General features: G+C 67.3%; 10 protein-coding genes and 1 pseudogene. 5 read left to right on the forward strand and 6 right to left on the reverse strand.

Features of this window, described 5'->3' with window-relative positions; all coding sequences use genetic code 11:
* The coding region (locus tag VFV09_07725) for an alpha-amylase family glycosyl hydrolase (GenBank protein HEU4867601.1) at positions 1 to 2,227 on the reverse strand (2,227 nt) is incomplete at its 3' end.
* Positions 2,228 to 2,275: 48 nt separating this feature from the next.
* Here VFV09_07725 and VFV09_07730 point away from each other — a divergent pair.
* On the forward strand, positions 2,276 to 2,680 hold the full coding sequence (locus VFV09_07730) for an ester cyclase (protein ID HEU4867602.1): 405 nt from the start codon (positions 2,276 to 2,278) through the stop codon (positions 2,678 to 2,680).
* On the opposite strand, the gene VFV09_07735 is transcribed toward VFV09_07730, so the two are convergent.
* On the reverse strand, positions 2,677 to 2,985 hold the full coding sequence (locus tag VFV09_07735) for a hypothetical protein (protein HEU4867603.1): 309 nt from the start codon (positions 2,983 to 2,985) through the stop codon (positions 2,677 to 2,679). The two genes, VFV09_07730 and VFV09_07735, sit on opposite strands and share 4 nt — an antisense overlap.
* Positions 2,986 to 3,035: 50 nt before the next feature.
* Entirely contained in the window at positions 3,036 to 4,094 is a 1,059-nt protein-coding gene (locus VFV09_07740) for a class I SAM-dependent methyltransferase (GenBank protein ID HEU4867604.1), read from the reverse strand.
* Positions 4,095 to 4,568: 474 nt separating this feature from the next.
* Between VFV09_07740 and dapE the strand changes: the two genes are divergently transcribed.
* The 4 genes and pseudogenes from dapE (at position 4,569) to VFV09_07760 (ending at position 7,825) form a co-directional block, all read left to right on the forward strand.
* Positions 4,569 to 5,606, forward strand: coding sequence for a succinyl-diaminopimelate desuccinylase (dapE, locus tag VFV09_07745; GenBank protein ID HEU4867605.1), 1,038 nt, complete (start codon positions 4,569 to 4,571; stop codon positions 5,604 to 5,606).
* A 49-nt stretch (positions 5,607 to 5,655) separates the two neighbouring features.
* Positions 5,656 to 7,212 carry a DUF2142 domain-containing protein gene (locus tag VFV09_07750; protein HEU4867606.1) on the forward strand — a complete coding sequence of 519 codons (1,557 nt, stop codon included), beginning with the start codon at positions 5,656 to 5,658 and terminating at the stop codon, positions 7,210 to 7,212.
* Positions 7,213 to 7,269: 57 nt separating this feature from the next.
* Positions 7,270 to 7,689 (forward strand): VOC family protein, encoded by a 420-nt coding sequence (locus VFV09_07755; GenBank protein ID HEU4867607.1) that lies wholly within the window; start codon positions 7,270 to 7,272, stop codon positions 7,687 to 7,689.
* Positions 7,686 to 7,825 (forward strand): annotated as a pseudogene (locus tag VFV09_07760) (RNA polymerase subunit sigma-70). Before VFV09_07755 ends, VFV09_07760 begins: the two are co-directional and overlap by 4 nt.
* 85 nt (positions 7,826 to 7,910) lie before the next feature.
* On the opposite strand, the gene VFV09_07765 reads toward VFV09_07760, so the two are convergent.
* From VFV09_07765 to VFV09_07775, 3 genes are all read right to left on the reverse strand, one after another.
* The gene (locus VFV09_07765) at positions 7,911 to 9,887 is read right to left on the reverse strand and encodes a response regulator (GenBank protein ID HEU4867608.1); all 1,977 of its coding nucleotides are present in this window, start codon (positions 9,885 to 9,887) and stop codon (positions 7,911 to 7,913) included.
* Positions 9,884 to 10,336 (reverse strand): response regulator, encoded by a 453-nt coding sequence (locus VFV09_07770; GenBank protein ID HEU4867609.1) that lies wholly within the window; start codon positions 10,334 to 10,336, stop codon positions 9,884 to 9,886. The genes VFV09_07765 and VFV09_07770 overlap by 4 nt, the downstream gene beginning before the upstream one ends.
* On the reverse strand, positions 10,333 to 12,135 hold a 1,803-nt coding region (locus tag VFV09_07775; GenBank protein HEU4867610.1), incomplete at its 5' end, for an ATP-binding protein. The genes VFV09_07775 and VFV09_07770, both read right to left, overlap by 4 nt.

Genomic DNA, 12,135 nt, shown 5'->3' on the forward strand with positions numbered 1-12,135 from the left:
CCGCAAGCCGGTGCGCGTCGGTTTGGATCACGTAGCCGCTCTCGAAGGCTGAGTTGTTGAGGCCGGCCACCACGAGCACGGAGGAGGTTCCGTTATACCGGGTGAAGGCGAGTACCCGGTTGGGGTTGGAGGCGTGGATGATGTCGATGTTGTGGCTGCGGATTGCCCGGCTGTCGCGGCGCACACGGATGAGGTCCTGGAAGTAACGGAACATCCGCCCGCCGTCGCCGTTGCGCTCGCCGTGGAGGTCCTCCTTGCTGTCGGCGATGTTGTCGTAGCGGCAGGGTCGCTGCGCGGCGATCTCCTCGCCCATGAAGAACATCGGTGTGCCGGCGGAGAGGATGGTCAGCCCGTGGGCAACCCGGGCCCGGGCCTCGGCGACCTTTCGGGTGTCGCCCCACAGGGGAGCGCCGTTGACCGCAACCACCGCAGTGCGGGCGCTGCCGCCCGCGTTGCCGGCCTCGTCGTGGGACTCGGAGTAGACGACCTTGTTGCCCCGGCTCTCCCACAGGTAGCCGGCAAATTCCTGCACCTCCAGCGGGCCGTCGTGGCCGAAGCCGGCCTCCTTGAGAAGCCGGGGTTTCCCGCCGGCGCCGTCGGCGTCTCCGATGAGGCTGTGGTAGAAGTCGGCGAACCAGGTGGCGTCGAACCCGAGCCCGCCGGCGTCGGCCTTCTCGGTCACCGCAGGCCAGCCGGTGTGGTCCTCGGCGATCAACATCACCGTCGGGCGGATCGCCTGCAGGGTCCGGCTCCACTCCCGCAGGAACTTCTGCCCGAAGGCGTTGGCCCGGCCGATGCCCCAGCCGTTTGCCATGAGCGAGTTGTCCCGGTGGATCGCCTGGGTGAGGTCGACCCGCAGCCCGTCGACGTGGAACTCCTCGACGAACTCTGCGGCGCTCGAGATGAACAGCTGCCGGACCGGCTCCTCGTAGAACCTCGGCGTCCAGCCGGAGGAGCCGTTGTTGAGGTAGCCGCCGCTGGGGTGGGGGTGGTCCTCCGGGCGGCCCTCGTACCAGTAGTAGATGTTCTGGTCGGGCGCCGAGGAGTCGTACTCCCACTCCGCCCGGCCGGCGCGGGCGTCGAAGTGGTTGTAGACCACGTCCTGGATCACCGCAATGCCGTGGCGGTGGCACTCGCGCACGAAGTGTTTGTAGCTGTTCCGGCCGCCGGCGCTCGACTCGATGACGAAGTGGTGGGTGTCGCCGTACCCCCAGCTGAGAGTCCCGGAGGTCTCGGACATCGGCAGCAGCTCGACCGCGTTGACCCCCAGGTCGCCGAGGTAGGGGACCAGCTCCATCGCGTCCTTCAGGTTTCCCGCGTCGCGCCGACCAAAGCCGAGTGAACCGACGTGGAGCTCGTAGATGACGAGGTCCTCCACCCGGCTCGGCACCGGCCGCCCGGGCGTGAACTCGATGGCCCAGAACTCGGTGTCGGGGACGTGCTGGTTGGACTCCGACAGCAGGAAGTTCTCCCGCACCAGGTCCTGGTCGATCACCATGCTGCAGCTGACCCCGCCGTCGAGCGTTGCCGGGTTGCCGTCCCACGAGCCCTCGTTCGGGTCCCGGTCGCCCCGGCCGACCTGCCACCGGGAGTGAATGTCGGTCCGGAAGACGGTTGCGCCCTGGGCGTTCAGGATCCGGAACATGTAGGGCGCCCCCGCAAAATCGGCGAAATGCCCGAAACCGGGGCTCTCCCAGATGCCGCCGGCCTTTCGCTCGAGGGCGATGGCGGGCCTGGACTGGTCGATGCCGCTGCCGTCGTCGCCGATGTAGCCGCTCTCCAGCCGGCCGAAAACCACTTCCACCTGCCGGGCGTTGGGCGCCCAGACCGCGAACCTAATCGACGGGGGAGTATCGGGTGACCGGTAACACTTCTGCGCCCCGAGGTAGCGGCTGTAGGTGAAGTGGTAGCGGGCCTCGGTCTTTCCCCCTGCCGCCGGAAGGGTCAGCTCACGGTATCGCTCCGAGGACCCCGGGTCCGGCACCTCGAGGTTGACCACCCAGACGTTTGCCCCCTGGCTGCCGTCGGCCCGGACGCCCCACCTGACCGTCTGTCCGGCAAGCGAGTCGTCCAGGCGCACGGTAGCGGTGAAGCCCGGGCAGCCGTCGTCGCAGGTGACCGCCTGCATGGGGTGCTCCAGCCACCCGTCCCAGCTGCCGGTCAGCCGGCCGTTGGTGAAGACCGGCCGCTTGAGACCGGTGAGGTAGGTGAAGTGGACGGTGATCATCTAGGCCTTAAGCTACAGCCCAATTCAAAGTCGGGTGCAGGAGGGACCTTGTCGACCGAACAGAACAAGCAGACGGTGCGCCGCTACCTGGACGAGGTCTGGAACCAGGGAAGGATCGAGGACTCGGCCGCCCACCTGGCGCCCGGGTACCTGCGGCACGTGGGTCCCGGCGCCGAGCCGCTGGACATCGAGGGCCAGAGGACCCGCCTCCAGAGCTTCCGGACTGCGTTCCCGGACGTACATCTGGCGATCGAGGAGATGGTGGCCGAGGGTGACCTGGTGGCCTTCCGGTTCACCATGTCGGGCACCCACCGCGGGCCGTTCCAGGGGATCGAGGCCACGGGCAAGCGGGTCTCGGTTCCCGGCCTGGACCTGGTGCGGATGAAGGACGGGCTGCTGACCGAGCACTGGGGCGGCGCCGACCTCCACCTCCTGAGATCGCAGCTTGCCTAGTCGGAGTCCCCGCCGGCCGGCTCCTTCTTGATAACCGTCCCGCCGTAACCGCCGGCCGAAAAGTCCCGGGCGAAGGTGACGCCTTTGAGCGCCTCGGGGGAGGTGAGAATCTCCTCCTTTTTGTCCACGATCTGCTGGACCACCTGCTCCTTGCCCCGGCTCCGCAGCGTACCGATGGCCATGTCGCTCAGCTTCGCGTAGCGCATGACGTGTTCCGGGTCCCGCTTGAACTCGGCGAAGTGGTGGGGCATGGTGGCGAGCCACCGGATGAAATCGTCCAGCTCCAGCTCTACATCGGTTCCCATGTGAACCTCCCTGCGGGCGAACAATTTGTGTCTGTCAGATTAGCCGACCGTCAACGCCGGGTGGCGGCCAGGCAGTGGCACAGGTAGACGTCCCAGCGCCGTTTCGCCACCCGGAGCAGCCAGGGGACCCCGTCCTCCTCCCGGACGATCTCGAAGGCGGGGGCCAGCGCGGTGTGCAGGAACTCCGGGCCTCCGGTTGCCAGCGGCGTCTCCGCCCCCTCCGACGGGTCCGACCAGAAAGGGGACGAAACCAGCAGCAGGCCGCCGGGCTCCAGGACCCGGGCAAAGTCGTCCAGCAGTGCGACCGGCTCCCGGACCGCGCACAGGACGTTGAGTGCCGCGACGCAGGAGGCGCTACCCGCTGCGGCCGGCAGGGCCCCTCCCGAGGCGACGACGAAGTCGAGGTTGCCGGCGGGCTTCACAGGGGGGAGGGTCCTGGTTTCCCAGTTTCCTTTCTCGGTCTCCAGCAGGTACTCGGTGAGGGGCGACGGTGCGCCGAGAAGGTGCCGGCGTGCGGCAAGGATCGCCCGGAATGACCGGTCCACGCCGACCGCATACGGGTAGACGAGGGCCAGCTCTGCGGCGCCCCGGCCTACGCTGGTGCCGACGTCGAAGGCCAGGCCGGCCCGCGGTTTGCCGGACCGGTCCCGGGCGGCGGCCAGCAGAACCGTGTACGGGTCCCTGCCGCCGGCGCGGTGGGCCTCGATCGCATCCCGCCACCAGCCCTCGTCGAAATCGTCACCCAGAGATCCGGGGTCGAAGTGGGCCTGCAGGTACGGGGAGACGGTCCACCGGAGGTCACCGGCCTGCTCGCTGTCTGGAATTCCGATGTAGGAGCGCATCTCAGCCGAGATCCCGGCCCCGCAGAGCTCGGCGGCGCAGGCCTCGATCTCGGGCCAGAACGTCCCCAGGTAGGTTCCCAGGTCGTCCTCCAGGAGGGCCACCCCGAGAAGCACCGGGAAGTCTGCGCCGCACCGCCCGCAGACCAGGATCGCCTCCAGAATCTCGCCGGGGCCGTCGTAAGCCGGCTCGAACGACGGCAGGGTCGTAAGGTGCCCGGCACAGCCGGGGGCCGGACAGGCCAGCCGGTTCAGGGATTCAGTCCGCATAGGGCTTGAACAATAGCCACGCCCGGGCGATTCCGGGCAAAAAGAAAGGACGTTCAGGCATCCATCGCCCAACGTCCTTTTCTTTTGATCTCGTCCCGACCGGGAGTCAATCTAAGAAGCACCTAAAATCCTCGACCGAGGATTTACAGATCTCCCTGCTTATTTAGCGTTCTTCATGATGTAGGTCATGATCGTCTGGGTAGGCGATGAGACCTTGTGAACATCACGAAGGTGAACCGCTACGGCACGCATGAGCTCTTCCTTCGAGCCCGCCTTCGCACGCCATCTGCAGGTGTCTGCACCTACGTCCGCTCAGCCAACTTCCGGAGGCATATATTCCCCTTTCTTTGGTGGACTATCAATTTTCATTATCGCGCTTCCGGCCCGAACTGGGTAGTCAGCTATTGAGATAACGTCAATTGATACGACGAGGAGGCGAGAATTACGAATCCAGAGCCCGTTGACCTGCTGGAGCTGACCGCTTCGCTGGTGGCCATCCCCTCGGTGAGCTTCGACGAAGCGGTGATCACCGACCACATCGAGTCCCTCCTGGCCGCGGCCCCCTGGCTGAAGGTGGAGCGGCTGGGCAACAATCTCGTCGCCCGGACCGACCTCGGACACCCAACCCGGCTGGTCCTGGCCGGGCACACCGACACGGTACCGCCCAACCAGAACGAGGTCCCCAGGATTGAGGACGGCGTCCTGTGGGGCATCGGGTCGTGCGACATGAAGAGCGGCCTGGCGGCCATCCTGCACCTGGCCCTCACCGTCCCCGAGCCCGCGGTCGACGTCACCTACGTCTTCTACGCGTGCGAGGAGGTGACCACCGGCGACAACGGGCTCGAGATGCTGTTCGACGTACGCCCGGATCTGGTTGAGGGAGACGCCGCCCTGCTCGCCGAGCCGACGGCCGCCCAGGTGGAGGCCGGCTGCCAGGGCATCCTGCAGATGGACGCGACAACCACCGGTCGCCGGGCCCACACCGCCCGCGGGTGGCTCGGGGTGAACGCCCTGCACCGGATGGCGCCGCTGCTCGATGCGATAGCGGCGTACGAGGGCCGGCGGGTTGTCATCGACGGCTGCGAGTTCCGGGAGGGGCTCCAGGCGGTGCGGATGACCGCCGGCGTGGCGGACAACGTCGTCCCCGACCGGGCGGTCATGCGGGTGAACCACCGGTTCGCCCCCGACCGGACCTACGAGGAGGCGGCCGAACACCTGCGGGAGGTCCTCTCGGCGGCCGACGAGCTCAAGGTCGTGGAGTTTGCCGTCGCGGCCCCTCCCGGCCTCGACCACCCGCTTCTCCAGGCCCTTCTGGCCCAGGCGGGCGGCAGCTACACCGGCAAGCTCGGCTGGACCGACGTCGCCCGCTTTGCCGCCCGAGGCATCCCGGCGGTCAACTTCGGCCCGGGTGACCCGGTTGTCGCCCACACCCAGGAGGAGCACGTCTCCCGCGCCGACCTGGACCGGGTGTACTCGGTCATCAAGAACCTGATCTCCACGCCGGTCCCGTGACCCGCACCCGGTTCGCACCCCCGGCGGCCGCCGACCAGAACGCCCGGGTTTGACGGAGCGTCAGATCGCCGGACCGGAGGCGGTCGAGCAGCAGGAGCCGACACCCGGCGGGGTCGCGTCGCTTCGACCAAGGCTCCTGAAGAGCACCCCGGGCATCGTAGCCGGGTGCTGGCTGCTGATCGCCGTGTGCCTGATGTTCAGCACGCCGCCCGGAGCATCCCCCGATGAGGCCGCCCACTACATCCGGGCCCTGGGAGTCGGCCGGGGCCAGGTGGTCCTGGACGACGTGCCCCCCAAGCCGCCGGCCCCCCAGTTCCCGGTGCAGATCGCCTGGATGCAGGAGCAGTCCGGCGTGGTCCGGGCTCCGGAGCGGCTGGCTCCCATCGCCTTCGAATGCTGGGCGTTCCCCTTCTACGTAGGAACCTGCTGGGAGTCGGACCCTCCGACCTCGGATAGGACCGTGACGTTCGAGACCTACGTCGGCACCTACCCCCCGGCGGCCTACGTGCTCCCCGGGCTTTTGATGCGGGCGACGGACGACCCCACCACCGCGCTGATGTTGGGCCGGGCCGGCATCCTCCTGGTCTCGCTCCTGCTGCTCGGCCTGGCCGTTTTTGCCCTGTACGACGGCCGGACCCCCCGCAGCCTCGCCGCTGTTCTGCTCTCGGTCTCCCCTATGGTGCTGGCGATGGCGGCCGCCCTCACCAGCAGCGGGGTGGAGATCGCCGCCGCCATCTGTTTTATGGCCTGCCTGCTCCGTCTGACCCGCTGCGGCCCGCCCGGGTGGGTGTGGTTTTCCGCTGCGTTCAGCGGGGCGACGCTGGCGGTGGCCCGGGATCTCGGACCGGCCTGGGTGCTCCTCGAGCTGGGGCTGGCTGCGGTATTCATCGGGTTCCGGCCCCTGCGAGCGATCTGGAGGAGCGGCGGCCGTCGGGCTCGGATCTTCGCCGCGGTAATCGGGGTTGCGATGGGGGCCGCACTGGTCTGGAGGGCGGTGGAGGCGGCGCAGCCGGACCTGTCGCAAATCCGTTTTGGAGGGCTCACCTCCGGCGAGGCCGGCGGCCTGGTCCGGCAGGTGGTGGGGGTCTTCGGGCCGCTGGACGCCCTGATGCCGGAGACCGCCTACCGGGTGTGGGGGGCGATGGTTCTGGTGGTGGTGGTGACCGGGTTCATCGGCGGCAACCGGTGGCAGAGGCTCTCCCTCGGCCTGGCGATCGCGGCCACCGTTGTAATGGCGATCCTCCTCGAGGCGGTGCAGAACATCTACGACTTCGGGGTGCAGGCCCGCCACATCCTCCCCGCGGCCGTGTGCATCACGATGATCGCCGGCGAGACGGTCGCCCGGGCGGAGCGGCCCCGATGGTTGTCCTCCCGGTTCCTGATGCCGGTCCTGTCGGCCGCGGCGGCTGCCATCCACCTGACCGCCTGGCACACCATCGGCAGGCGGTTCTCCAAGGAGAACGCCCCGATCGTCTTCTTTACGGACCCGGCGTGGGCCCCGCCCGGCGGCTGGGTCGTCTGGGGGGTCCTCATGGCTGCCGCCTGCGGGGCGATCGTGCTGCCCTTCCTTGCCGCCTTTTCAAATTCTCATCGCGCCGCCGATTAGCTTCGCCGGGGACGGGCGTTGTACCGGTTAGTTGACCGAACTTCAAGGAGACAAGAAATGGACTTTAGAATCGAACTGGTGCTGGTGCCGGTCGCAGACGTCGACCGGGCAAAGGAGTTCTACACCGAGAAGCTGGGCTGGAACCTGGACGTCGACTTCAGCCCGAACGCCGACTTCCGGGTCGTCCAGATCACCCCGCCGGGGTCGAGGTGCTCGATCACGATCGGCAAAGGCTTGACCGACGCCCCGGCCGGTTCCTACCGGGGAACCCACCTCGTAGTCAAGGACATCACCCAGGCCCGGGAGCAGCTGGTCGGCAACGGGGTCGAGGTCGGCGACATCCGCCACATGGGCGCCGAGGGCTGGCAGCCGGGCGTCGACCCGTCGCACGCCGACTACGCCTCGTTCGCCGACTTCGCGGACCCGGACGGCAACACCTGGATCCTCCAGGAGGTCCCGGTGGGTAAGGGGGAGTGAACAAGGCGCCCGCAGCGGACGAGCGGGCTTTACCGCAAGCACCCGAGAAGCACCGCCGGGAGCTCCACGTCCACTGCTACCGGATGCTCGCCTCCTTCGAGGAGGCCGAGGATCGGTCCAGGAGACTCTGCTGAAGGACGGCAGGATCGCCGAAATCACGACCTTCGGCTACATCCTCTTCCCGCACTTCGGGCTGCCGGTGACCGTGGAAGGCTAAAGAGTCAACGCTCTCCCGATACGGCCGCCGGGGGCTGATGGCTTATGCCGCACCTCTCCAGCGCGCCCACGAGCGCGGTGGGGGAGAGGGGCTTGGACAGGTAGTCGTCCATGCCCGCGGCCACGCACTTCTCCCGGTCGCCCTTCATTGCCAGGGCGGTCAGGGCGATGACCGGGGTCGCTCCGATTCGGCCGCCCTCGCGGCGGATACGGGCGGTGGCTTCGTAGCCGTCCATCTCTGGCATCAGGCAGTCCATCAGCACGAAGGCGTACGGCTTGCGGCACAGGGCGGCAACCGCCTCCGCCCCGTTCACCGCGACGTCCACCTCGTAGCCCATGCTGCGGAGCATCGCCTCGGCCACCAGGCGGTTGACCTGGTTGTCCTCGGCCAAAAGCACCGTCTGGACGCCGGCTTCGCCTGCGGCCTTGAACGGGGCGCCCGGTTCCAGGTCGGGAAGCAGCCTGACCGGCCGGGAGCCCGCCGGAGGCAGCGGGATCTCGAAGCTGAAGGTGCTGCCCTCACCGGCCTTGCTCATGTAGTCGAACGAGCCGTCCATCAGGGAGACCAGCTGCCGGCAGATCGGGATGCCGAGTCCGGTCCCGCCGAAACGGCGGGTGGTCGAGGAGTCGGCCTGGCCGAAGGGGTCCAGGATTCGCTCGTGGTCGGCGGGCTCGATCCCGATGCCGGTGTCGGTGACCTCAAACCTGATGTTGTCGGCCCCGGCCCGCCTGACCGACACGGCCACCCGGCCGGTGTCGGTGAACTTGACTGCGTTGCTGAGCAGGTTGATCAGGACCTGCCTGACCCTCACCGGGTCGCCGAGGACGTTGCGGGGCACGTCGGGCTCGACGGCGTAGTCCAGATCCAGTCCCTTCTCGTCGGCCTGCGAGGCAAAAAGCGCAACCGCGGTGTCGACAAGCTCGGGAAGGTCCACCTCGATCCGCTCCAGCTCCAGCTGGCCCGCCTCGACCTTCGAGAAGTCGAGGATGTCGTTGATGATCGCCAGAAGGTTGTGACCGGACTCCTTCAGTGCCCGCAGGTAGGTGCGCTTCTGCGGGTCGGTCTCCCCCTCCATCAGCAGATGGGCCATGCCCAGGACGCCGTTCATCGGGGTCCTGATCTCGTGGCTCATGTTGGCCAGGAACTGCGACTTTGACTCGGAGGCCTGAATTGCCTGGTCCCGGGCGGCCCTAAGCTCCCGCTCCCGCTCCCTGAGGACGTCCTCGGCCCTCTTCCACTCGGTGATGTCCTGGCTGACGCCCAGCAGGCGAACCGGCTTCCCGGTGACGTCGGTGAGCACCTCACCCCTGGTGTCCAGCACCCGGACCTCGCCGTCCGGGCGGACGATGCGGTTCTGGATCGTGAACGGCCGGGCGGTAGCCATTGCCTCCTCCATGACCCGCCGTGTTTCGGCGCGGTCTTCGGGGTGGACCATTTCGTCGATTGCTGCGGCAGTAGAAGCCTCCGACGGATCAAGCCCGAAGATCCGGTACAGCTCCTCGCTCCACTCCGCGCTTTCGTCGTCGATGTCCCACACGAAACTCCCCACGTGGGCGACCCGCTGGGCTTCGGCGAGCTGGGCCTGGCTGAGCCGCAGAGCCTCTTGTCCCCGCTTGCGCTCCAGGGCGTAGCGGAGCGACTTCAGCAGCATGTTCGATGGGACGCCCTTCACCAGGTAGTCCTGGGCTCCTTCGCGTACCGACTGCAGGGCCAGGGCGTCGTCCTCGGAACCGGTGAGCACGACGATCGGCAGATAGGGGGCCCGCTCGTTCACCCGAAGGAAGGTTTCCAGGCCCTCGGAGTCGGGAAGCCCCAGGTCGAGCAGCACCAGGTCGATGCCGTTCCGCGACAATCTGCCAAGTGTGTCGGAGAGCCGCACGCAGACCTCCATCTCGAAGCCGCCCGCTCGTTCGAGGGCGATGCCGATGAGCTCGGCGTCCCCCGGGTTGTCCTCGACCAGAAGAATGCGGGTGACGCTCATTGAACCCTCGACGGGCTGGGCAGCTTGACGATGGTGAACCAGAAGTCGTCTATCGACTCCACGACCTTGCGGAACTCGGTGAGGTCCACCGGCTTGCTGATGAAGCAGTTGGCGCCGAGCTCGTAGCTGGCGAGGATGTCCCTCTCCGCTTCGGACGTGGTCAGGACCACCACCGGGATGTGCCTCAGGTTCGGGTCGTCCTTCATCTCCTTCAGGACCTCCATGCCGTCCTTGCGGGGAAGGTTCAGGTCCAGCAGCACGAGGTCCGGCATGGTCTCCTCTTCGTACGCACACTGCTGCCGCAGGTAGTTCATGGCGTCCTCGCCGTCGGTCACCACGGACACCTTTGTCGCCACCTTCGAACGGCGAAGCGCGTCCTCGGTCAGCTCGACGTCTCCGGGGTTGTCCTCAACCAGCAGGATGTTGATAGGTCGGTACGACGGGATCACTCTGCCACCTCCTCGGATTGGGGAAGGGTGAAGAATATTGTGGTTCCCTGCCCGATTTCGGAATCAGCCCAGATACGGCCGCCGTGCCTTTCGACGATCTTTTTGCAGATCGCCAGGCCGATGCCGGTGCCCGGGTACTCCTCCCGGCTATGCAGCCGCTTGAAGATCACGAAGACCCGTTCGGCGTATTTCGCATCGAACCCCACCCCGTTGTCGGCAACACTGAACAGCCACTCGTCCGAACGCCGCTCGGCGGAGATGCGCACCTCCGGCTGGGTCGCTCCATGGAACTTGATGGCGTTGCCGATCAGGTTCTGAAACAGCTGGGTGAGCTGCCCCGGGTCGCCGTTGACCGCCGGCAGGTCGTCGGAGGTCACTACGGCGCCGCACTCCTTGATAGCCACCTCGAAGTTGTTAAGGGTCTGCCCGACGACCCGGTTCAGGTCGGTGGGCACCTTCTCGAGACCCCGGCTTCCGACCCGCGAGAAGCTCAACAGGTCCCGGACCAGGCTCTGCATCCGGCTTGCGCCGTCCACGGCGTAGTGGATGTACCGCTGTCCGGTCTCATCGAGCTCGGCTTCGTAGCGCTCGGACAAAAGCTGCATGTAGCTGCTCACCATTCGAAGCGGCTCCTGAAGGTCGTGTGAAGCGACATAGGCGAACTGCTCGAGGTCTGCATTCGACCGGGCCAGGTCCTCGGCCCGCCTGGCGAGTTGGTCCTGGCTCTGGGCTCGCTCGACTGCCCGGCCCAGCTGGATGCCGATTTGGGTAAGGACGTTCAAGAACTCGTCATCGGGATCGCGGGTTTCACCGGCGAAGAACTCGAGCACCCCGACCACGTCGGCGCCGACTTTGATCGGGACCATTGCGGCGGCAACCTCCTGGGAGACGCCGCCCCGGGTGAATTCCGGCTCCTGGGCCAGGTTCGACACCCAAAGCGACTCCCCAGTGGCAAACACTCTGCCGATCATGCCGTCGCCGGTTTTGAGCGCCGGCTTCTCACTCGCCGTACGGAATTCCTCCGACAACTCCGAGGTAGCCTCCAGATGCCAGATCTGGGTGGGCTCCGACCGGTTCGGGTCGGCGTTGACCATGTAGGCGTGGCCGGCCGTCCACCAGGTCTCGCTGCAAACCGTGTCCAGAGCTGACTGGATGGCCCGGTGCGGCCCTCCGGGTGCGTTGGCCGAGGCGGTCACCTGCTGGAGGATGCGCAGGTAGCTGTTCTTGCGCTGCTCCGCCTGGAAGTGCTCTGCCCTGGCGAGGGCCAGGTCGGCGAGGACGCCGAGCGACTGAAGGATCTGTGCCTCCTCGCTGCCGAAGAAGGGGGTGAACCGGCTCGCCTGGACGACGATGTCCCCAGAGCGGAGCGGCACGGTCAACGCCGATCCGTCGGCGGGCCGGTCCGGTGCAGCGGCCCTGCCTGTGGACGCAACGTACGAGCCGACGACCTCACCCGTACGGTCGTGAAGCACTGCGGCCTCCCCGCCGACCAGGGCGCACATGCTCGGCAGCAGCACGTCGGCGATCTGTTGGGGATCCAACGCCTTCATCAGCTCGAGCTCGGCCGCACGAAGCGCCAGCTCCTCCTCTCGCCGCCACGCCATGCGCACCAGCCGCGGCGGGGCAAAGCCGAGCAGGAAAAGCGGCGTGGTCGAAAAGGCTGCGATCTGCAGGACAAACGAAAGCGGCGTCGGGTCGCTGCCCGCGGGTGCCGATACTCCGGAGATCAACAAGGACAGAGCCAGTCCGAGCGTAGCCAGGCTGAGGGTCCGCATCCTACGCCGGGCAACGCCGGGCTG

Source organism: Actinomycetota bacterium (assembly GCA_035759705.1).
Taxonomy (GTDB): Bacteria; Actinomycetota; CADDZG01; order JAHWKV01; family JAHWKV01; genus JAJCYE01.

Bases quoted from the DNA above. Each gene is read 5' to 3' on its own strand.
- VFV09_07735 (HEU4867603.1), bottom strand. From the start codon at position 2,985: ATGGGAACCGATGTAGAGCTGGAGCTGGACGATTTCATCCGGTGGCTC.
- VFV09_07740 (HEU4867604.1), bottom strand. From the start codon at position 4,094: ATGCGGACTGAATCCCTGAACCGGCTGGCCTGTCCGGCCCCCGGCTGT.
- VFV09_07755 (HEU4867607.1), top strand. From the start codon at position 7,270: ATGGACTTTAGAATCGAACTGGTGCTGGTGCCGGTCGCAGACGTCGAC.
- VFV09_07765 (HEU4867608.1), bottom strand. From the start codon at position 9,887: ATGAGCGTCACCCGCATTCTTCTGGTCGAGGACAACCCGGGGGACGCC.